This is a genomic window from Chryseobacterium daecheongense, assembly GCA_027920525.1.
Lineage (GTDB): Bacteria > Bacteroidota > Bacteroidia > Flavobacteriales > Weeksellaceae > Chryseobacterium > Chryseobacterium proteolyticum.
Genome location: CP115858.1, coordinates 1,925,138 through 1,947,114, shown reverse-complemented (window position 1 = coordinate 1,947,114; position 21,977 = coordinate 1,925,138). Strand labels below are relative to the sequence as shown.

24 protein-coding genes are annotated in these 21,977 nt (G+C 35.6%); 14 read left to right on the top strand and 10 right to left on the bottom strand.

The features are described from left to right. Nucleotides 1–28: 28 nt before the first annotated feature. The 3 genes from PFY10_08540 to PFY10_08530 form a co-directional block, all read right to left on the bottom strand. A complete protein-coding gene (locus PFY10_08540) occupies nucleotides 29–211 on the bottom strand; it encodes a bacteriocin (protein WBV58495.1) in 183 nt (60 codons plus the stop codon). 46 nt (nucleotides 212–257) lie between these two features. Beyond that, nucleotides 258–986, bottom strand: a complete 729-nt coding sequence (locus PFY10_08535; GenBank protein ID WBV58494.1) for a hypothetical protein — start codon at nucleotides 984–986, stop codon at nucleotides 258–260. Nucleotides 987–1,050: 64 nt separating this feature from the next. Then, on the bottom strand, nucleotides 1,051–1,344 hold the full coding sequence (locus PFY10_08530; GenBank protein WBV58493.1) for a TM2 domain-containing protein: 294 nt from the start codon (nucleotides 1,342–1,344) through the stop codon (nucleotides 1,051–1,053). A gap of 104 nt (nucleotides 1,345–1,448) precedes the next feature. On the opposite strand from PFY10_08530, the gene lptB reads away from it, so the two are divergent. Then, nucleotides 1,449–2,510: an LPS export ABC transporter ATP-binding protein gene (lptB, locus tag PFY10_08525; protein WBV58492.1), complete on the top strand. Its 1,062-nt coding sequence runs from the start codon at nucleotides 1,449–1,451 to the stop codon at nucleotides 2,508–2,510. Nucleotides 2,511–2,513: 3 nt separating this feature from the next. On the opposite strand, the gene PFY10_08520 is transcribed toward lptB, so the two are convergent. Together PFY10_08520 and hmpA are read right to left on the bottom strand one after the other, a co-directional pair. Beyond that, entirely contained in the window at nucleotides 2,514–2,954 is a 441-nt protein-coding gene (locus PFY10_08520) for an Rrf2 family transcriptional regulator (GenBank protein ID WBV58491.1), read from the bottom strand. 6 nt (nucleotides 2,955–2,960) lie between these two features. After that, the gene (gene hmpA, locus PFY10_08515) at nucleotides 2,961–4,160 is read right to left on the bottom strand and encodes an NO-inducible flavohemoprotein (GenBank protein WBV58490.1); all 1,200 of its coding nucleotides are present in this window, start codon (nucleotides 4,158–4,160) and stop codon (nucleotides 2,961–2,963) included. A 306-nt stretch (nucleotides 4,161–4,466) separates the two neighbouring features. Here hmpA and PFY10_08510 point away from each other — a divergent pair, with 306 nt between their 5' ends. Together PFY10_08510 and PFY10_08505 are read left to right on the top strand one after the other, a co-directional pair. After that, nucleotides 4,467–5,546, top strand: a complete 1,080-nt coding sequence (locus PFY10_08510) for a hypothetical protein (protein WBV58489.1) — start codon at nucleotides 4,467–4,469, stop codon at nucleotides 5,544–5,546. 180 nt (nucleotides 5,547–5,726) lie between these two features. After that, entirely contained in the window at nucleotides 5,727–7,448 is a 1,722-nt protein-coding gene (locus PFY10_08505; protein ID WBV58927.1) for an ABC transporter ATP-binding protein, read from the top strand. A 68-nt stretch (nucleotides 7,449–7,516) separates the two neighbouring features. Here PFY10_08505 and PFY10_08500 read toward each other — a convergent pair whose 3' ends face one another. Both PFY10_08500 and PFY10_08495 read right to left on the bottom strand, forming a co-directional pair. Further along, nucleotides 7,517–7,978, bottom strand: coding sequence for a carboxymuconolactone decarboxylase family protein (locus PFY10_08500; protein ID WBV58488.1), 462 nt, complete (start codon nucleotides 7,976–7,978; stop codon nucleotides 7,517–7,519). A gap of 77 nt (nucleotides 7,979–8,055) precedes the next feature. Next, entirely contained in the window at nucleotides 8,056–8,625 is a 570-nt protein-coding gene (locus tag PFY10_08495; GenBank protein WBV58487.1) for a Crp/Fnr family transcriptional regulator, read from the bottom strand. 100 nt (nucleotides 8,626–8,725) lie between these two features. Between PFY10_08495 and PFY10_08490 the strand changes: the two genes are divergently transcribed. Both PFY10_08490 and PFY10_08485 read left to right on the top strand, forming a co-directional pair. Further along, nucleotides 8,726–9,679, top strand: a complete 954-nt coding sequence (locus tag PFY10_08490) for a YafY family protein (protein ID WBV58486.1) — start codon at nucleotides 8,726–8,728, stop codon at nucleotides 9,677–9,679. A gap of 14 nt (nucleotides 9,680–9,693) precedes the next feature. After that, complete coding sequence (locus PFY10_08485; protein ID WBV58485.1) at nucleotides 9,694–10,794, top strand: linear amide C-N hydrolase; 1,101 nt, start codon at nucleotides 9,694–9,696, stop codon at nucleotides 10,792–10,794. Between the two features lie 85 nt (nucleotides 10,795–10,879). Here the strand turns inward: PFY10_08485 and PFY10_08480 are convergent, their stop codons facing one another. After that, nucleotides 10,880–11,371, bottom strand: a complete 492-nt coding sequence (locus PFY10_08480; protein WBV58484.1) for a DinB family protein — start codon at nucleotides 11,369–11,371, stop codon at nucleotides 10,880–10,882. A 169-nt stretch (nucleotides 11,372–11,540) separates the two neighbouring features. Here PFY10_08480 and PFY10_08475 point away from each other — a divergent pair, with 169 nt between their 5' ends. The 5 genes from PFY10_08475 to PFY10_08455 all read left to right on the top strand — a co-directional run bounded on the left by PFY10_08475 (nucleotide 11,541) and on the right by PFY10_08455 (nucleotide 15,943). Beyond that, nucleotides 11,541–12,125: a hypothetical protein gene (locus PFY10_08475; GenBank protein WBV58483.1), complete on the top strand. Its 585-nt coding sequence runs from the start codon at nucleotides 11,541–11,543 to the stop codon at nucleotides 12,123–12,125. A gap of 113 nt (nucleotides 12,126–12,238) precedes the next feature. Then, complete coding sequence (locus PFY10_08470; protein WBV58482.1) at nucleotides 12,239–12,808, top strand: cob(I)yrinic acid a,c-diamide adenosyltransferase; 570 nt, start codon at nucleotides 12,239–12,241, stop codon at nucleotides 12,806–12,808. Continuing rightward, on the top strand, nucleotides 12,798–13,445 hold the full coding sequence (locus PFY10_08465) for a thiamine diphosphokinase (protein ID WBV58481.1): 648 nt from the start codon (nucleotides 12,798–12,800) through the stop codon (nucleotides 13,443–13,445). Before PFY10_08470 ends, PFY10_08465 begins: the two co-directional genes overlap by 11 nt. Nucleotides 13,446–13,548: 103 nt before the next feature. Beyond that, complete coding sequence (locus PFY10_08460; protein WBV58480.1) at nucleotides 13,549–14,421, top strand: tyrosine-protein phosphatase; 873 nt, start codon at nucleotides 13,549–13,551, stop codon at nucleotides 14,419–14,421. Between the two features lie 130 nt (nucleotides 14,422–14,551). Continuing rightward, nucleotides 14,552–15,943 (top strand): arginine decarboxylase, encoded by a 1,392-nt coding sequence (locus tag PFY10_08455; GenBank protein ID WBV58479.1) that lies wholly within the window; start codon nucleotides 14,552–14,554, stop codon nucleotides 15,941–15,943. A 55-nt stretch (nucleotides 15,944–15,998) separates the two neighbouring features. Here the strand turns inward: PFY10_08455 and PFY10_08450 are convergent, their stop codons facing one another. After that, nucleotides 15,999–16,661: an HAD family phosphatase gene (locus PFY10_08450; protein ID WBV58478.1), complete on the bottom strand. Its 663-nt coding sequence runs from the start codon at nucleotides 16,659–16,661 to the stop codon at nucleotides 15,999–16,001. Between the two features lie 184 nt (nucleotides 16,662–16,845). On the opposite strand from PFY10_08450, the gene speB reads away from it, so the two are divergent. The 4 genes from speB to PFY10_08430 all read left to right on the top strand — a co-directional run bounded on the left by speB (nucleotide 16,846) and on the right by PFY10_08430 (nucleotide 19,966). Beyond that, nucleotides 16,846–17,700: an agmatinase gene (speB, locus tag PFY10_08445; GenBank protein ID WBV58477.1), complete on the top strand. Its 855-nt coding sequence runs from the start codon at nucleotides 16,846–16,848 to the stop codon at nucleotides 17,698–17,700. Nucleotides 17,701–17,768: 68 nt separating this feature from the next. Further along, entirely contained in the window at nucleotides 17,769–18,626 is an 858-nt protein-coding gene (locus PFY10_08440) for a methylated-DNA--[protein]-cysteine S-methyltransferase (GenBank protein ID WBV58476.1), read from the top strand. 18 nt (nucleotides 18,627–18,644) lie between these two features. Continuing rightward, entirely contained in the window at nucleotides 18,645–19,355 is a 711-nt protein-coding gene (locus PFY10_08435; protein WBV58475.1) for a class I SAM-dependent methyltransferase, read from the top strand. 2 nt (nucleotides 19,356–19,357) lie between these two features. Further along, nucleotides 19,358–19,966, top strand: coding sequence for an alpha-ketoglutarate-dependent dioxygenase AlkB (locus tag PFY10_08430; protein ID WBV58474.1), 609 nt, complete (start codon nucleotides 19,358–19,360; stop codon nucleotides 19,964–19,966). 122 nt (nucleotides 19,967–20,088) lie between these two features. Here the strand turns inward: PFY10_08430 and PFY10_08425 are convergent, their stop codons facing one another. Further along, a complete protein-coding gene (locus PFY10_08425) occupies nucleotides 20,089–21,948 on the bottom strand; it encodes a CocE/NonD family hydrolase (GenBank protein ID WBV58473.1) in 1,860 nt (619 codons plus the stop codon). Nucleotides 21,949–21,977: the final 29 nt, after the last annotated feature.

The window sequence follows — 21,977 nt, the reverse complement described above, 5'->3', positions numbered from 1 at the left end:
AACACCTCTATATAGAGGTGTTTTTTATTTATCCGAAACAGGCATTGTAATGAGATTTTCCCGGAACTATAGGGTCTTTACCTCCATTGTCGTAGACGCAGATATTACTAGGGCATAAAAACCAACCTGATGGGCAGTTGCCATTTGCATCGGGTGGTCTTATATTTCCACCGTTGATGGTTTTTAGATTTTTTTTCGTTAATTTTTTCATGATAATATTTATTTTTTTTAGATAAACTAAATATAATTAAAATTTATCACATTATATTGAAATCTTTACCTTTTGTAAATTTAGCAGCAAAGGGAGCCTGGTTACCAATATATTTTAGAACAAAATGTTTCTTAGTATCCGTATCTAACTTTGATTCCACTTCAATGTCCTGCGTTTGAAAGCTTACATCAAGAACAGTTGAAGATTCTTTTTCTAAATAAATCTCAACGCTTTCGGCATAAAATAAAGAAGTACTCAAATAATTAAACTTGATATTTTTTCTGTACGTCTTTGTTTTATCCTGGGTAAATGCTGAATAGTTTTTTAAGATTTCAATTCCCGGAGAATGAATGTTGGTGATTCTTGATTTTGTTACTCCATTGACACGGACAGAAAAGTTTTTAGCATTTTTTATATTTCCGTTAACTCCGATATTAAAAAGAGAAGGTAGCGAAAGGCCGTATTCGATCATGCTGTCTTTTGTAAATTCAAAATCAGGAATCAGAGCAGGATGTTTCGGAGCATTAATCAACTGGTTTTTTATTGTAGTCAGATTCTCTCCTGAAAAGAGATACCCAATAAGATTATTGCTGGTTGTTCTCCAGTTTCTGCCATTCCATTCAAAAATTTCACAAAGTAAGGTGTCTGTGGATGAATGGGGAAGGAGATCCATATCCTGCCATTTAAAAACTTCCTTAGCATAAGGTCTACGGTCAACCAGGTTGATTCCTAAATCTAATGCAAGGAGTTCTGTTAATTCTTTGTTATTTTCCATTAAAATTAATTTGCTGTTGGTGCAGTAAATGTATCAAATTCGTTAGAATATCTGATGCCTGGATTTACAGCCAGCCTTTTTTACCATATACATAAGTGTCATCAAACTGTTTGTCACTCATAAACAGGTACAATATACCTTCAATGAAAGGAATGATAGAAGCTGCCCCAAAAGTAACAAGGTTTAAAATAATCTGAATAATACCTTCTTTAGTATAGCCAAGATAAAATTTATTCAGGGCAAGCCATCCTACAAGTATACCTAGTATTGCAGCAGGGATCTTTTTTTCAGAGCGATAAGGTACATGGGCCTGCTGATCCCGGGTATTTTCTGTTTTTGTATAACCGTAATTTTCCATTTTAGTATTTTTTATGATAAAGTGAATTGTTTTTAACATAAGTCGAAGAAAAATATGAGTAGTTACAAAATCATAACTTAAAACAAATTTATATCTTTGCGACTATGATTTTACGAGGAGAAAACTTAATCAAAGAATACGGTCCAAAAAAAGTTGTAAAAGGAGTTTCTGTACAAGTCCAGCAGGGAGAAATTGTTGGTTTGCTAGGTCCTAACGGAGCAGGTAAAACCACTTCATTTTATATGATCGTGGGATTGGTTAAGCCGACATCCGGTAAAATTTTCCTGGATAAACAGGAAATAACAACTGATGCGATGTATCGCAGAGCACAAAAAGGAATTGGTTATCTTGCTCAGGAGGCCTCTGTCTTCAGAAAACTTTCTGTTGAGGAAAATATTATGGGAGTTTTACAGCTTACCAATCTCTCCAAGCGTGAACAGCAAATCAAATGTGATGAGCTGATCGAAGAATTTTCATTGCAGCATGTTCGTAAAAACAGAGGAGATCTTCTTTCCGGAGGAGAAAGACGTAGGACTGAAATTGCGCGCTGTCTTGCTACCAGCCCGAACTTTATCCTTCTGGATGAACCTTTTGCAGGGGTAGACCCCATTGCAGTAGAAGATATACAGAAAATTGTAAGAAGCCTTGTCGATAAAAATATCGGAATTTTAATCACCGACCACAATGTTCAGCAGACTCTCGCTATTACTAATAAAACATACATCATGTTTGAAGGCAGGATCCTGAAAGAAGGTCTTCCGGAGGACCTGGCAAATGATCCGCAAGTAAGGGAAGCTTATCTGGGTGAAAATTTTGTGTATCAGAGTATCCTGGATAAGCCTAAAAAGAAGAAATACGCATACAATATCTGGGCAGGGAATTTTGATTCGAAATCACAGCTTCAGAGTTTTGTTGATAATCAGTTTTCAGAATTTGATGATTTAAGGTTGATGTATGGATTTGAGGATATTAGTTTTGCATCGTTGGCAAATTCAGAGATAGAACACATCTTCAATGATGTGGTTGATAAAAATGCAAATAATTCATTTGTATTCCAGCGCAAAGAAATTACCTCCCAATATTCTCTGGAACAGGCGGAAGCGGAATCAAAAGAAGCAAGTAAACCCGAGCTTCATTACCTTACAACATATCTTTACGAAGGCTAAGTTTTAATTACTGGTATGCTGGCTCGCAAAAATGATATCCCAATTATTAAAAACAAGGTCGGATAAATAATGCTTGTTCATACTATCGATAAATGCCTGATAGGCGATGTCTAAAAATGATTTTAGCTGACAGTTATAAAACATAAATACGCACGATTTACTTTGGCAGTTGATAATCGGACTATCATCCTGTTCAAGTAGGTGAATAAGATCACCAAGCCCTGTCGTACGGGCCTTATCAGAAATAATGATTCCACCATTTTTTCCTCTTTTGGTAATAACAAATCCTTTCTGAGATAAAAACTGAACCACTTTAATAAGGTGATTGCGAAGAATATGCAACTTTTCTGATAATTCGTCCAATGAGCAGGACTGAGCCTTATCTTTTTTATTTAAATAGATTAAAACGCGCAAACTATAATCAGTAAAGTGGTTCAATTTCATTAATTGCTAATTTAAATGAAGGAGCTGAGGTCCGAATTCTTCGTAAAAAATATTTTCTCCGGCAATTCCTAACTGCATCAAAGAATTGTACTGCACTTTAATAAATGCTTCGGGACCACAAATATAATACTTTGCATTGTCAATAAGAATTTCTTCTTTCACTGCATGGAGGTTAATTCTTCCTTCATGTATTGCCGGGTCATCTTCTTTATTTTTATTTTCATAAAAGATGTGGGTGGTGAGCCATTCATTATTTTGTTCTAAATAGTCAATATGATCTTTGAAGGCATGAACAGCTTGATCCCTGCAACTATGCAACCATACAACAGGGTTACGATTGTTATTTTCATTTGTTTCCAGCATACTTAAAAGGGGAGTAATTCCAATCCCTCCACTTATAAGCACTAAAGGATATTCCGATAAAGGATTAATGTGAAAGATTCCCGCAGGTGCACTCACTTCTATTTCATCTCCAGCTAACTTAGAATGCATGATATGGGATACAATACCATCCGGATTAAATTGATTTTTCTCTTTTTTTACAGATATCCTGTAATATTTAGGAGTGAAGGCCGATGATAGACTATATTGTCTTGGTTGTTCATATCCCAGTGATGGAATATATGTTTTTACAGATATGAATTGACCGGGAAGGTATTCTGCAATTGGCTGCCCATCTTTAGGCTTAAGATAAAAGGATTTAACCTCCATGCTTTCCTGTATGATTTTACTGATGATGAATGTTCTCCAACCTTTCCATCCCCCATTTTTGTTTAGGTTAGAACAATATATTTCGTCTTCGATAGAAATCATTATTTGGGCAAGTTCATGATAGGCTTGCGTCCAAGCTTCCAATAATTCGTCAGTAGCCGCTTTTCCTAAAACTTCTTTTATCGATGAGATCAGATGAAGTCCTACAATATTATATTGTTCCGGTTTTATATTAAGGCTGACGTGCTTATTGCCTATAGATCTTAAAATATTAATTAGTAAAGTTGGATTTTCAATATGTTCAGCATAGGCAAGCACTGCTCCGGCTAGTGCGTGTTGTTGCTTGCCACTTGCCTGATGACTCATGTTAAAAAGATTTTTGAGCTCAGGATTATGGTTGAACATTCTGTTGTAAAAATATTGAGTGAGATCTGCACCGTTTGATTTTAAAACCGCAACGGTTGACTTTACTAAGGCTTTTTGTTTATTATTCATCTTGTCGTTTTTTAATGATAAAACAAATGTACTATAAATATTTAATTGTTGTATTTTAAATACAACAATTAAAATATGATATTTTACATACCTAGGAGAAAGGGTGGAAATTTTTTAAAGTACATTATTACTCTCCAAGAAAGAATAATAGCTAATTTTTAATATAGAATAAATTTTAAATTGATATTTTTCGTATTTTATATGAAAAGCACTTTTAAATTGTTTTAAAGGCCTAGTTTTTGTATTTAATTGTGTTAAAATGATAAAATAAATCATTAAATTTCATTATTAATAAAAAATACAAATATGTCATTACAAGAAAAATTACAAAAACTAGCCAATGAAAGAAATGAACCTTGTGTAAGTATTTCATTAAATACCCACAGAACATTTCCTGAAAACCAACAAGACGAAATCATTTTAAAAAACCTCATCAAAGAAGCAGAAAACCGTGTTATTGATGAGTACGGAAAAAGACCTGCCGCAGGAGTTTTGGAAAAGCTGGATCATATTGCAGGGAAAATTGACCATCAGTACAATCTGGATAGTTTGCATATTTTTTTGTCGAACGACACAGAAGAAATTATAAAATCTACATGGGCTTCAAGAGGAAATGTAACAGAAGTGGAGGAGAAGTTTGCTGTAAGGCCTCTGATCAAGGCTGCAGTAAGAGCTCAGGAATATCTCATCTTAGTTTTAACGCAAAGCGGTACCAAGCTGTACGAAGCATTAAATGATTCTATTGTCGGGGAAGTCCGAGAGGAAGGGTTTCCATTTCCCCAAAATCCCTTTTATATTACCCATTCAGATGTGAGAAGCGATTCCAAACAGGTAGATAATCAGATCAAAGAATATTTTAACAGGGTTGATAAATCCATTGTTGAAATTTACAAAAAATCAAATTTAAACGTAGTTGTTATTAGTACTGCGGATAATTATAGTAAACTTCTTGAAGTTGCTGACATTCCTAAGATCTATATTGGCCATGATAATAAAAATTATGTATCTGCTGATGAGCATCACATTGTAGAGCAGGCTTATGAAATTATTAAGGCTAAACAAAAAGAAAGTCGTGCATTGGCTATTGAGGAAGTTAAAGAGGCGGTGTCTCATGGAACGGTTCTTACGGATCTTCAGGAAATTTACCAGGCCGCTTTGGACGGAAGGGGTGATCTGCTGATCGTACATCAGGATTATGAACAGCCGGTAAAAATGATTGATGAACGTACATTTGAGTATGTTGACGATTCTAAAGAACAGGGAGTTGTTGATGATATTGTTTCCATGATCGCATGGGAAGTATTTTCGAAGAAAGGACGTGTTCACTTTACCCAGCAGGATGAGCTTTTAGAACTAGGAAAGATCGTTTTGAAAACCCGATATTAAAGAGAAATTTTTATAGCAAAAGAATGAGCCGGCTTTTATGCTGGCTTTTTTTATAGATTGTTTTAAAAAAGCTTTAATTTTACTAAAGATCTTATAATAATGGCGAAACCTTTTAATAGAACAGTTACTTTATTTGGAATATATAAACAGCTTATTCCATTTATCAGGCCTTATCGTTTGATGATTTACGGAACTTTATTCCTGACGTTTTTAGGAGCTCTTGCAGCCCAGGTCAATCCTTTGGTTTTGAAGTATACTGTTGACGAGGTAACCCTACTAACACATCTTCCACATCCTATGTCGGAAGGAATTCATGTGTTGGTAGTGATTTCCATAATATTACTGGGAAAAGAACTGTTGAATATTTTTATCAATTTCGGACAGAAATTCTATGGGGAAAAGATCCGGATCAATGTAAGTTCTGTTCTGGCTCAGTCAGCTATTGATAAAATACTGACGTACCGGGTTGCATATTTTAATGATGAAAACCACGAATCAGGAAAATTGCAGATCAGGATCGATCGTGGGATTGAAAGTCTCACTAAGCTTGTTCAGAATTTTTTCATAGATATTTTGCCTCTCTTTTCCAATGCGATCATTGCTTTGATCATCATGTATATGCAAAATGTATATGTTGGCATGGTATCCACCATAATTGTTCCTATTTATTTTTATATAAGTTCATTACAGGCTAAAAAGCTGGGTGGGGTTCGCAGGCAGCTGAGAAACCAGCGTGAGCAAAAGACTTCGGGCCTTCTGAACCTGATCAATTCGATTATGGTGATTAAAAGTTTTGTCCGTGAAAAATTCGAGGGTAAAAAGCAGTATGATCTTCAGATGCAATTAATGGAGAGCCAGATGTTCACCAGAAAAACAAATTTTATTTATGATGGGCTTAAGACTTTTATAGAACAGTTTGGGGTTGTACTTATCATTTTGCTCACCGTTTATCTTGTTCTGGACCAGCAGATGACAATTGGTGCAATTATGCTTCATATTATGCTCTTCAATAATGTTTCATCCCCGATACGCCAGCTTCACCGTATTTATGATGATATGAATGATGCGATGATTTATGCTGAAGGTTACTTTGATATTTTAAATGCTGACGATGAAAAAGAACCAAACGGGACATTTGTAGAAAGGGAAATTAAGGGAACATTTGAACTTAAAAATATAGACTTTACCTATCCAAACGGAACGAAAGCTTTACATGATGTTTCTATGAAAATTGAAAATGGAAAGACAACGGCTTTGGTAGGATTAAGTGGTGCCGGTAAATCCACAATTATCAATCTTTTGTGTAAATTTTACCTTCCGGATTCAGGAGATATTCTACTTGATGATGTCAATTTAAATGATTTTGATAACACATTTTTAAGAAATGATATAGGTCTTGTACTTCAAAGAAATCATATTTTTCAGGGAAGTATAGAAGATAATATCCGGTATGGAAATATGAATGCCAGTTTTGATGAAATCCGGGAAGCTGCAAAAAAAGCATACCTCCATGAACAGATCCAGGATCTACCGGATCAGTATAACCACGATGCTACCCAGCTTTCAGGGGGACAACAACAAAGAATTGCCATTGCGAGATTATTCCTTAAGAATCCGCCAATTATTTTTCTCGATGAGCCTACTGCTAGCCTGGACGCTATTGCAACAGAACAGATCAAAAACTCGTTAGATGCCATTAAAGAAGGAAGAACAGTAATCATTATTTCACATTCTTTGTCTCAGATTCTGGATTCTGATAAAATCTATGTTATGAAAAAGGGAAGAGTGGTTGAAAGTGGAACGCACAATGAACTGGTTCAGGAAAACGGGACTTACCGTGAAATTTTTGAAGCATCTGCCAGAAGTCTGAATCTTGATAAATTGATGAATTCCTTTAAATAGGATTAATATGATAAAAAATGAAACCTGTAAAAGAAATACAGGCTTCATTCAATTAATGTAAAAGTTTTTTAGTTCTTTTGAGGAACCTGATAAGTGCCTACTTCAGCTCCGAAGGCAATATTTATCCTATTGTAGCTGTTGATCGCGATAATAGCCATGGTAAGATCCACCATTTCTGTTTCAGAAAAATGGTTGCTTACTTCCTGGTATAGGGCATCCGCAATTTCTTTTCCGTTCAGTTCGGTAAGTTTTTCCGCCCATAAGAGACCTGCCTTTTCCTTTTCTGTGTAGAATGGGCATTCTCTCCAGGCACTTACCAAAAATATTCGCTGCTCGGTTTCACCCTTTGCCCTTAATTGTTTCGAATGCATATCCAGGCAAAAAGCACAGCCATTCATCTGTGAAACACGAAAATAAAGAAGTTCCAGAAAGGCATTGTCAAAAGATGAGTTTTCTACATGATATCCCATCGTGTGAAGTGCATTTACAGATTTATTTCCCATAGCAAATGCGTTGATTCTTTGTGACATAATTTTGTTTTTTTTGATTAATTATGTGACAAATGTAGATTGCAATTAATTCAGATTTTTTTACAAATGATAAAAAATCATTTTTGCGCACGGATCCTGCTTAGTGAAACCTGGGTAATGCCAATATAGTCCGCAAGGTCTCCCAGGCTGATACGCTGGATAAGTTCCGGCTTTTGTTTCAGAAAATTATGATATCTCCTCTTGCCATCATCTTCCAGCATTTCACTTATTCTACCCATCATGTTAACAGGTGCTTTTGAATATAGCTTACTGAAAAGGGTTTCTGCAGAATGGTATTTTTTACATAAGTCGTCGACAACAGATTTGCGAATGGAGTATACTTCCACAGGCTCTAGTGCTACAAACATATATTTGGATGGTTTACCGGTAAGAAATCCGCTCAATTCCGTAAAAAAAGAATTTTCAGCAAAAAAAGTCATGATAAAATCTTTATCCCCATTATCAAAGAACAATTTTACCAGTCCTTTTTGCAGGAAATAAAAATGTTTACAGGTTTCATCAGATTTTAATAAAAAATCTCCTTTTCTGTAATTTTTTAATTCTAACTTTGAAATCAGTTCATCAATGACAGCCTGTTCAGGATTTGAAATCCTTTCAATAGTCTGGATGAAATTGGTGTAGCTCATTAGTAATAAAATGTGATTCTTGAATATCTAAATATAGGTAAAATTGTCGGTTTTACTATATCTGGAATTATTGTATAAAAGTTTAGAGTGACCGGATAAAATGAATGACCATTATCTTAAAAAGCTTGACAGGGTAACAGCAATTCTTACTCAACTGCAATCCAAACCTTTGGTAAGGGCTCAGGATCTGGCAGAAAAGTTCGAAGTAAGCATCAGAACGATCTATCGGGATGTAAAAACACTTGAAAATGCGGGGATTCCGATTGTCGGAGAAGCGGGTAGCGGATATTCTTTAATGGACGGATATAAACTTCCTCCTGTCATGTTTACAAAAGAAGAAGTTTTGAGCTTTATTACAGCTGAAAAGCTGATGCAAAAGTTTTCTCACGAGAGTTTGGGCTCTCATTACCGGACGGCTATGGAAAAAGTGCGTTCAGTCCTGAGGCATTCCGATAAAAATTTAATACAGACAGTAGAAAAGCAGGTTGATGTTTTTAATTACCATGCTCAATCAACGGATTCTGTTAAAAATGTGATCCCCCTGATCCTTGAAAGTATTGCAGAAAAAATGCAACTGTCCATAGAATACAGAAGTATGGATTCAAAAGTATCTAACCGGATTATAGAAGCGGTAGGTTTATTTTTTGAATTTAATTATTGGTACATTATGGCTTTTTGTACGTTAAGACAGGATTTCAGACAATTCAGGGTAGACCGGATTCTTCAGGTTTCCAAAACCAGTATTCCTTTTTCAAAAGAGTATGGTGGAATTAATGATTATAGGAAAAATTCCGGTAATGATGTTACCAAAGTAAAATTGCTGGTAGATAAGAAAATAATGGGGCATCTCGTTAATTCTAAAAGATACTATGGTTTAATAGACGAAACTGAAACCGATGAAGGAGTTGTGATGACTTTTGAGACGGAGTGGATCAAAGAGGGATTTCCAAGATGGCTGATTACATTTGCGGATTACGCTGTAGTTTTGGAACCAGAAACACTCAAAACAAAAATTGGTGAGCTGATCACAAATATTTCTACGAAATTACAATAACCAACTGATTAATTATGAAATTTATATTGATGCGTTCTATGCTGCTCCTGGCTCTTCTTCATTACGGGATTTCTTCCGCCTGCTCAGCATTTTTATTAAAGGGTAATGATTATTGTGTAATCGGATTCAATGAGAATTGGAAAACAATGCCGGGGATGATCGTCGTCAATAAACGTGGGATTACCAAAAGAAATATAAGCTGGGAAAATCTTACCTCCCGACATCTGAATGCTGAAAAGGAATGGCAATCATTATATGGTTCTGTAACCTTTAATCTTCTAGGCTATGATTTCCCTTGTTACGGTGTAAATGAAAAAGGTCTTTTTCTGGTTGAACTTTCTCTGGAGGAAACCACAAAAGTTTTTAATCCCACACAGCCTAATATGTTTTGGGCACAATGGATTCAATACCAGTTGGATAATTATAAATCTGTTCAGGAAGTGATAGATCATTTGAATGGCGGTCCTAATATTGATTGGTGGCCTAGTGCCGGAGGAAGCCACTTCTTCGTTACTGATGCTAAAGGAAATACAGCAACTATAGCTTTGCTAAATGGAAAGTATAAGGTGCTTACAGGAAAGGATATGCCTATGCCTCTTCTATGCAATAATCAGTATAAGAAAGATATTGAACGGGTTCAAAGGTTTGATTTTTTAGGAGGTAATGAAAAATTTGATCTTGGTCAGCAAAATAAATGGGAAGACAGATATAGTAAAGCTTACTATATGCTTTATAGTTATAAGTATGATAAAAAGCCTGTAGAATATGCCTGGAATGTTCTTAATTCTGTATATGCGGGAGAATGGCAGACCGTTATTGATGTCAAGAAGATGAATCTTTATTTCCGGTCCGACCTTAAGAAAGAAGTTAAAACAATTGATATTACTCAACTCGATTTTTCAAAACAGGCCTCCATAAAATATTTGGATATTCATACAGATAAGCTGGGTAAAGTAAATGATGATTTTGAGGTGCTTACTTTAAATAAAAATAATGAGTATGTTGCCAAGGGATTTCCTATAGGATATGATAACAAAGAATTTGGAGCCTCAAGTGCCTTCGCCCAGTTAAAAGAGAACATTATTACTTTCTTTAAAAATATTTTGCCGGGTTAAAAAACAAAAGCTTTCAGAGAATCTGAAAGCTTTTGCATTCACTAAATTTAATAATTTGATAGAAGAAAAATATTTTTAAACAGAATTAAAATCTCTCCCAGAAAAACGGAGGTTCAATTCCTAATGATCTTAGATAAACATAACCTTGTCCACGATGATGGATTTCATTATCGATAAAATATAGGATATTCTGATATACCGGAAATTCATATTGGCCAAACAGATTGAATGTTTCCTGCATACGCTCTTCAGAAATCTGATTAAAATAATGGTTGATTACTTCTGTTTCTTCGTCCCATTTTTTCAGTATTTCTTCTTTTGTTTTAGGGTTGAATCCCTCTTCGTTATATGCCTCCATGTTTTTTTCATTGATTCCCTTTAATGCCGGTCCTGCAATGCTAATAAGCTCAACTGCCAGTTTAGCAAATGGTCTCATACCTGCTACAGAAAATTCGAATAATTCTTTTTCAGGAAACGCTTCAATTACTCTTCTGGTCAGATTTCTGTGTCCTTGCCAGTGCTCTAATAATTGGTCTGATGTCATAAACTGTTTTGTTGCTGTTGCTGTAGTTGCCATAATATTTTTGTTTAATTTGTTATTGTTGATACAAAGATAAGAGCAGGTTATGACAACAGTTTGTCAGTAGGATTTGAGGCATTAAAAATATTTTTTTCTCCTAAAATATCATTGCGTTTTTTACGTTTAAAAGAGAGATGTACCGGGTATTATTTATAATTTCAGAGAAATGAAGAAGCTAATTTTAGGAATTACAAGTGCTTTGTCACTACTATCGTGTAATAAAATCAGTGATAAAATAGATCAGACTGTACAGGAAACAACCGAAACAGTAAAGCAAAGGACCCAGCAGGCAGTGGAAGAGAGGGTGAAAAAGACCGTGAATGAGTCCATCAAGTCCCTGACAAATTCTGAAGATGTTCAATTTAATCAGGTTTTTCCTGGTTCAGGGAAAGCTGTTGTATCCGATGAAAACGGGAAAAAGTTTGTATTTCCAAATGGCACTACAGGATATATTTTTAAGTATAAAGCAGACAAAAAAGATATCATTCCATTTCTGGAGTCTCAACCTACAACGGATGAAACCCGGTCCGATAAGGCAGCCCGAAGGGTAGACGGACAAAATATAGTAGATAAAATAAGTTTTATTGAAAAGTTCCTGCCTGAAAATACAATTGATAAAAGCATTTTAGAAGATATAAAGAATGACAACGGTATCGAGTATTATAAATTAAAGCGGTTTCCCAATAAAAGTACCATTATTTATAATTCTAAAAACAAGACAGTGTTGCAATATGTTGAGGTAGATAAATAATTTGAAGATGGCTGGTTTTTACCGGTCATTTTTTATTAGCAGAATTACAAAACAAGATAAGAAACAAACCCGTAAGTATTGTAAAGCTAATTTTAAAAAAGTAATTTAGTCGTATGAAAATTTATACAAAAACAGGAGATAAAGGCCAAACCGCTCTTTACGGAGGAACAAGGGTTTCCAAGGCCAGCGCCAGAGTAGAAAGTTATGGTAATATCGATGAGTTGAATTCTTTTATTGGCATTGCAAAAAGTCATATTGAAGATGTTGAGGTTTTAAAGCAATTGAAGAAAATTCAGTTTGATTTATTTACAGTGGGCTCTGAAGCAGCAACTCCGGTTGATAAATTAATGCTTGCCAATGGAAAATCCAGGCTTCCGTTGATTATTTCAGAAAATGAGATTGAAGAATTAGAACATTGGATGGATGATTTTGATACCCAACTGGAGCCTCTTCAATATTTTATACTTCCCGGTGGCGGAAAATCTGCGACATTTCTTCATGCAGCTAGAACAATTTGCAGAAGGGCAGAACGTTCTCTGGTTTTCCTGAATGAAGCTGAAGAGGTTCGTCCTGAATTAATTAAATATCTCAACAGGCTTTCAGATTATCTTTTTGTTCTTGCCCGGTATATTTCAAAACTAAATAACGAACCGGAAGAATACTGGAATCCGAATGAAAGATAAAGCATTACTTTTTATTAACGGAGAACCTCCCAAATCCTTTCCTGACCTATCCGGATATGATTTAATTGCATGTACGGATGGTGCTTTTCATTACTTAAAAGAGAAAAGATTTCCTTTAGATAAATTGGACTTCATTTCCGGTGATTTTGATTCACACACAGGATCCGATGAAGAGGTATATCAGGAAAAATTTATTCTCACCCTGGATCAGGATAAAACAGACTTTCATAAAGCTCTGGAAATTATCTTGGATAAGGGATTTCACGCTATAGATGTTTTTGGGGCCAGTGGTGGAGAGCAGGACCATTTCTTAGGAAACCTTACGGTTGCTTATACCTTTAAAGACAGATTGGAGATAAAATTTTATGATGAATTTTCTGAATATTATTTTATTCCTAAAGATTTTACAGTGCAAAAGGTGAAGAATAGAATGATTTCTTTATATCCTTTCCCTATTGTGGAAAATATAACGACAAAAGGATTGAACTGGCCTCTTACAAATGGTAGCTTAAGCATTACTTCAAGGATCGGAACCCGAAATTTTGCTGTTGAAGATGAAGTATCCGTTCACTATGAATCCGGCGATTTGTTGTTTTTTGTAGGACGCGATGATATAGACTATCTACCAATATATTAAGCTGATGTTTGTTTTTAGAACGATAAGCTGAATACCTTTGAAATTGAGTATTCGGAGAAACTTTTGTATCTTGTATCGACATCGACTTAATTTTTCTAGAATATTGAAGAAATTACTTAAAATACTATTCCGTTTTACTGTGCTATTCTGTGCTTTTTCCTGTAAAACACAGAACTTCACTGCACCCGAGTATGGAAAAAGCCAGGCTGAAAATGCGGGAGTGAAAAAAGTACATAATTTCCGGACATTGGAAGAAATGAAAAATGTTGACGGGAGAACATTACGAAAAGGTGTTTTTTACAGGAGCGGGCATCTTAATAAGCTGAAGAAAAAATCATTTGACACGATTAAAAAACTGGGAATAGCGGAAGTGATAGATCTCAGAAATGAAAAAGAAATCGGTCTGAAGCCTGATCATCTACCTGCTCAGCTTAGCTATAAAAAATACTCAGCATTTGAAGATCAGGGAGACCAGCTATCACAAGCAAGGAAGCTGGTTTTAAAGGGAAAGGTAAATTCTGCCGATGCTGATAAAAGAATGGTTGATTTTTATCGTGAATATGTAACCGAAAATCCGGCAACAATCAAAAAGATTATTAGTGAAATTTTGGATTCAGATCAACCTGTTTTATATCACTGCACGGCAGGGAAAGACAGGACAGGTATTATTACGGCTCTTATTCTGACCATTTTAAAGTTTGATAAAGCAACAATTTATAATGATTATCTGATGTCTAACAACTACAGGGAAGATATGGTTATGAAGCGATTAAAGCTGGCTGGAAACCTGCATTTTCTATATCCTAAAATGGATATCAAAGTATTGGAAAAGCTCAGCTGGGTAGAGAGGAATTATCTGGATTCTGCATTTAATGAAATTGATAAGAAATACGGCTCTGTAGATGTATATATTCAACAAGTGTTGGAGATTTCTGATGATAAAAGACAATTCTATATTCGTAAGTTTACATATTAATAAACGGTGAATTAGCGGGTGCTGATTTCGATAGAGCCTTTCATGAAGATCAAATAAAATTATAATAATTTTAACATCAAAAAATCAAACTTTTTTAGCAATTTTGCATTCTTAATTCACTTGCTAAAAAATGAAAATAAAATACTCGGAACTTATTGATCAGACGTTATATTTTCCAACAGAAGAATTTAACGTTTCTGAAAACAATTTGTTGTTTCACGATATTCCTTTGATGGATGTTGTTGAAAAGTTTGGAACTCCTTTAAAGGTTAGTTACCTCCCGAAGATTTCTCAGAATATTCAGAAAGCAAAAGGCTGGTTCAAGGAGGCTTTTGAGAAAATCGAATATAAGAAAAATTACAGATATTGTTACTGTACGAAATCCAGTCATTTTAATTTTGTTATTGAAGAAGCTCTGAAGAATGATATTTCTATTGAAACATCTTCCGCTTATGATATGGATATTGTAAGGTCTCTTTACAAAAAAGGTAAAGTAGATAAAAATATTGAAGTAATCTGTAATGGATTCAAAACAGATGATTATCTGGCAAAAATTTCGGAGATGATTAATAATGGTTTTGAAAATATTACTCCGATCCTTGATAATTACAGGGAACTAGACAAACTTACAGAGAGTATCGATACTACTTTTGATATAGGGATCAGAATTGCTTCCGAGGAAGAACCGAAATTCGAATTTTATACATCCAGATTAGGAATAGGATATAAAGACATTATTCCTTATTACAGTCAAAAAATTGCTGAACACCCGAATGCGCGATTGAAAATGCTTCACTTTTTCATCAATACAGGGATCAAAGATACTGCGTATTACTGGAATGAATTATATAAATGTCTTCGTGTATATGCACGTTTGAAGAAAATTGCTCCGGAGGTGGATTCTTTGAACATCGGAGGAGGTTTCCCGATTAAGACTTCTTTGAACTTTGATTACGATTACCAGTATATGGTTGAAGAGATCGTTTCCCAGATTAAAAAATTCTGTGAAGAAGAGGGAGTAGAGGAACCGAATATTTATACTGAATTTGGAAGTTTCACGGTAGGAGAAAGTGGAGCTAACCTCTATAAAATTATTTCGCAAAAACGTCAGAACGACAGAGAGAAGTGGAACATGATCGATTCTTCATTCATGACGACACTTCCTGATACATGGGCGATTTCAAGACACTTTATCATGCTTCCTCTGAATCGTTGGGAAGATACTTATGAAAGAGTATTTCTGGGAGGCTTAACGTGTGATTCGGATGATTATTATAATTCCGAACAGCATACCAATGCAATCTACCTGCCTGTTTTCAGTGATACAAAACCTTTATATATTGGTTTCTTCCATACAGGAGCTTATCAGGAAACGATTGGAGGATACGGAGGAGTGCATCATTGCTTAATGCCTCAGCCAAGACATATTCTGATTCAGAAAGATGAAAACGGAGAGTTTCAATATGAAATATTCCGTGAAAGACAGGAGCCGGAAGATGTTTTAAAACTTTTGGGATACTAGCGCTCCTCTCGGAGACGGATCAATATAAAAAAAGGTTCTCGATCGAGAACCTTTTTTATTTAAAATAATCTGAGATTTTATCTAATTCCAGTTCAGTATAATCTGAGATGGTAATGTTAGCCAGGGAATAATCCTGATTATGGGAATGTTCACTTTTATAGGCGGCACAGAAAATTTTAGCATTATGAGCGGCCAGAATTCCATTGGTAGAATCTTCAATTACCAGGCAGTTTTCTATCGGCTGTTCAGCCAGCTGGGCTGCCAAAAGAAAAACTTCAGGATGAGGTTTTGATTCTTTTAACTCAGCACCACTGATTTTCCCGTTGAAATATTTTTCAAGTCCGAATTTTTCAAAAACCATATTGATGGTTACCATACTTGCGGAAGAGGCTACAATGAGCTGAATATTATTTTCATAGTAATGTTCTATCAGTTTTCTCACCCCGGGAATAAGGTCAAAATCGGCATCATTATAGAAGTAATCTTTAAAATAATCCCTTTTTATATTGGTCAACTCCTGATAAGTATGGTTAAGCCCGAATATCTGAATTAATGTTTCGCAGACTTTTTTGGTGGAAGCTCCGGTAAATGAAGTGTAAAGTTCTTCAGATACCTGAATTTTAAGATCTTCGAACATCTTGAAGTAAGCTTTTCTATGCAATGGTTCTGTATCTACAATTACCCCATCCATATCAAAAAGCACCGCTTTTAAGGACATATTTGATTTTTTTTGCAAAGGTAGTGAATTTTAGAGGAGATGGAAGAAGTTAGAATTTTATAGAGGCTGTGGGTTTGTTTGATACCTTCAAAAACTTCCCTTCTCTTGCTTCCGGCTTCCAACTTCTTTGTATCTTTGCGGGAAGTATTTCAAATTTTAAATCATTTAATTTTTAAATAAAAACATGAAAACATACGCGGGAATTCCTGAAGAAAATGCGTCATTAGAAAACTCAAAAGTAATGTTGGTTACCGTTCCTTACGACGGAACCTCAACATGGGGTAAAGGAGCGGATAAAGGTCCTGAATTATTCCTTAATGCTTCTGAAAACATGGAGCTTTATGACATAGAGACAGGAACCGAGCCTTACCTTGATGGTGTTTATCTTGCCGGAGAAGTATCTGAAAATGCTACACCTGAAGCGATGACCGAGGCCGTTTATCAAAAAACAAAAGAGCTTTTGCAGAATGAAGGAAAGTTGTTTACCCTTTTTGGAGGGGAACACTCCGTTTCTATTGGTTCGATCCGTGCAGTAGGTGAGAAATATGATAATTTAACAGTATTACAACTGGATGCTCACACGGATTTACGTCCTGAATTCCATGGTTCTACTTCCAATCATGCATGTGCTGTTTTTGAAGCTAATCAGAAGCACAACCTGGTTCAGGTGGGTATCCGTTCAATGGATGTTGAAGAATACCAGTATTTACCTGAAGGAAGAGTATTTTTTGCACATGAAATTGCTGTCAATGATAACTGGATCAATGATGTTTTAGAAAAAGTTTCCGGAAATGTATATATTACAATCGATTTGGATGCTTTTGACCCATCTATCTGTCCATCTACCGGAACACCAGAACCCGGAGGTCTGCAATGGTATCCAACGTTGGAATTATTAAGAAAAGTATTTGAAAAATGTAATGTTGTAGCTTTTGATATTGTGGAATTGATGGATTCTCCGATGGCTAAGCCAAGCGCATTCCTTGCCGCTAAACTATATTACAAAATGTTAGCTTATTATCACATCAGCCAGGATTAAAATTCCACAAGAATCGGATTTTTTCTGCGGGATTTTCTTTGGAAATTTGTGAGATAAAATACAAAGATATGTCTACACAAAGTCAAATAGATTACAACAGAATCGCTAAAGCGATAGAGTATATCCAAAGTAATTTTAAACTTCAGCCGAGCCTGGAAGAAGTAGCAGAAAAAGTGCATCTTAGTCCTACCCATTTTCAAAAAATCTTTACAGATTGGGCAGGAACAAGTCCGAAAAAATTTTTACAGTTCATCAGTATAGAACATGCCAAAAGTCTTTTGAAGGAAGAGAAATTGAGCGTATTTGATGCTGCTTATGAGACCGGGCTTTCCAGTACAAGCAGGCTTCATGATTTATTTGTAAAAATAGAAGGAATGTCTCCGGCTGAGTTTAAAAATGGCGGAAAAAGCCTGAGAATTAACCATAGTTTTTCAGAAAGTCCATTTGGAAACATTCTGGTAGCTTCTACCGAAAAAGGAATTTGCCATCTGGCCTTTGAAAATAATCAAGAAATGGCATTAGGAAATCTGAAAGCCCAGTTTCCTAATGCTTCTTTTTATGAGAAGCAGGATCAGTTTCAAAAAGATGCCTTGTCTATTTTCGGTAAAGACTGGAACAAGTTAAATACCGTAAAACTTCACCTTAAGGGCACTGATTTTCAGTTAAAAGTTTGGGAAAGCCTTCTGACAATTCCTATGGGAAAACTGTCTACTTATGGTAATCTGGCCGGGAAAATAGGCAATCCTAAAGCTTCCAGAGCAGTAGGAACAGCTATTGGAAGCAATCCTGTAGCCTTTCTTATACCTTGTCACAGGGTCATTCAATCATCAGGGAACATGGGCGGTTACCGTTGGGGAAAAGACAGAAAACAACTTATTATCGGTTGGGAAAGTTCACGCACTTCCAATGCAATAGATTCAATCTAGAAATCAAAGGATACAATCATGATCAAACATAAAATCTTATCTGCTTATGAGGAGATCGCTGAGAAATATAATGAGCTGATCGATCACAAACCACATAATGCCTATTATGACAGACCGAATACATTGGAGCTTATTTCGGAGGTAAAGGGTAAATTTATTCTTGATGCGGCTTGTGGTCCGGGGAAATATGCTGAAATCCTAATATCTGAGGGAGCGACAGTAAAAGGTTTTGATATCAGTCAGAAAATGGTCATGCTGGCACGTGAAAGAAATAATAATGAAAAAGATTTTTTCGTCCACGATTTATCTTTACCCTTTGAAATGTTTGAGGATCGAAGCTTTGATACTGTTATTTGTGCATTAGCGCTTCATTATATAGAGGATTGGAATTTTACCATTCAAGAATTTTGCAGGGTTTTGAAACCTGATGGTAGTCTTGTTATATCGATTGAGCATCCATTTTTTGAATACAATTACTTTCATTCAGAAAAATATTTCGAAATTGAACATGTAAATTGTATATGGAACGGATTCGGGAAACCTGTTGAAATTAACAGCTTCAGAAGACCTCTTAGTGAATGCATCACTCCGCTTACAGACAATGGTTTTTATATTGATAAACTGGTTGAACCAAAACCTACAAAAGAATTTGAAAAACTGGATCCGAAACATTTTAAAGAACTAAATGAGTTTCCGGCTTTCATGTGTATCCGTGCCATAAAAAAATAGGAATGAGTTTATTTGAAGAAATATATGATTTTCCGGTCAATATCCTTCCCAAAGACGGAACGGTTAATTATTACGGAACCATTTTCTCTAAAGAAAAATCCGATTTCTATTATAACTATCTTTTGAATCAGATTCCCTGGGAAAATGACGAAGCCATTATTTTTGGTAAACTTATTCTAACCAAAAGAAAAGTGGCGTGGTTCGGGGAAAAAGCATTTGAATATACCTATTCCAACAGAACCAAGTATGCGACGCTATGGACGCCTGAGCTATTGGAATTAAAGAAAAAGTGTGAGGAAATATCAGGAGAAACCTATAACTCATGTCTTCTCAATTTATATCATGACGGCAGTGAAGGGATGGCTTATCACAGTGATAGTGAAAAAGACCTGAAAAAGCATGGTGCCATTGCATCGGTAACCTTTGGAGCGGAACGGAAATTTTTGTTTAAACACAAACAAACCAAAGAGAAAGTGGAGATTTTCTTACAAAACGGAAGCCTATTGGTAATGAAAGGAATAACACAGGATAACTGGCTCCACAGGCTTCCCCCAACTACAAAGGTAAAAACTCCAAGAATAAACCTAACGTTCAGAACGATTGAAGAATAAAAAAAAGGTGGCTGAGATTTTCGAAGCCACCTTTTTGTTTATAAACAATGGTCTTTATTATAAAACCATACTACAAGTATTAGAAGAGAAGTGACTAAAGTTCTTGAAGTCACCCGATTTTTTTATTTTATCACCTCAGCTTCAATTGAGCTGTCATTATAAATTCTTATGAATGCTTTGGTATAATCTTCTTTAGAAGCCATGTTCGGATTATCCATGAATTTCTGTGGATTTACAGAAAAGAGCGGGAACCATGTACTGCTGATCTGGATCTGGATTTTATGTCCCTTTTTAAACGTATGAACCACATCCTGAAGTCTGAATTGAACCGCTGTTTTCTGACCAGGAACTAAAGCTTCGGCTTTTTCCCTTGAGTTTCTGAATCTCGCAGGCATAATTTCACTTCTTACCATCTGGTGATAATTACCATACACAACACCGTCTTTTTTCTCAACAGGTTTGAAATCCTCCGGATATACATCAATGAGTTTTACAGCGAAATCAGCATCTGTGGAAGTAGAGGCGATGTTTAATTTTGCCATAATCTCTCCCGCGAAAGTCATGTCTTCTGATAAAGCATCTGTTGTAAAAGTAACAACATCGGGTCTTCCTTCCGCAAACCTTTGATCTTCCGACATATAATTTCTGGGAGTAAATCCATTAAAATCCTTTAAGCTTGTTGAGCTTAATACCGGATTATTCGGGTCGCTATAATATTCTGAAAAACCTTGTTGAGAAGTACTTTTTAATGTTCCGTCAGCCAGGTAGAAATTAACTTTTTTAGCATCTTTTGGAGGATAGGATGCAAATTCTTTCCACTGTTTTGCTCCTGTATCATACATCATAGCTTCAGGAAGTCCTGCATCTTCTTTGGTATTTCCTTTCAGGTAGTGATTAAAAAACCGTGTCTCGATGTTCTTCTGGTAATAGGTAGCGAGGCTGTCCCCGAAATAAATTTCATTATGGAAATGTTTTCCCATTTCCTGTGACCATCCGCCATGAGAAAAAGGTCCCATAACAATGGTGTTTTTTGCTTTCGGGCTGGATTTTTCTATCGCTTTATAAATATTCAAAGGACCTGATAAATCTTCAGCATCAAACCATCCTCCAACGGTCATTACTGCATGCTTAACATTTTTAAGATGAGGTAAAAGGCTTCTTTTCTGCCAGTACTCATCATAATTGGGATGGTTCATTATTTCGGTCATGAAGAAGTTGTTCTTATAGTATTTGTTATAGCCGTCCTTTAAGGTTCCCATTTCCCTGTAGAATTTCAGTCCGTCTTCTGATGTCTGCTTTACAAAAGTATCCATGTACCATGCCTGTTTTTCAGCTTTGGTCTTCTGAACCCCAAAAACAGGGAAGGTTCTGAAGTATCCCAGCATAAATTTTCCGTTGTGAAGAAAATCGTCATTCCAGAAATCGGAAATAGGTGCCTGAGGTGATGATGCAACCAGTGCCGGATGATCCGCTAAAATCCCTACAGCTGTATAAAAACCAGGATAAGAAGTTCCAAATTGACCTACCTTTCCATTGTTGTTTTTGACGTTTTTCAATAGCCATTCTATCGTATCATAGGTATCCGTACTTTCATCGACATCTTTTTTCGATTGACGTTCTACCTGAGGCGTCATGTTCGTGAAAGTTCCCTCACTCATATATCTTCCGCGGACATCCTGGTATACAAAGATATATTTATCCTTCATCAGGTACTGATTAGGGCCTACTTTAGTTTTATATTCATTCTCACCATAAGGTGCAATGCTGTAGCAGGTTCTCTGCATCAGAAACGGATATTTGTTTTTATTGGTTATATCTTTAGGAATATATACTGCTGTGAAAAGTTTAACACCATCACGCATGGGAATATAAAATTCTTGTTTGGTAAAATTATCTTTCACAAAATTGTCCTTTTGTGATGCATTTTGTGCATTACCCAAAATGAAAATGAAAATAAATAAAATGGAAATATGGGTTTTCATAAATAAAATTTGAAGCTAATTTAAAAATA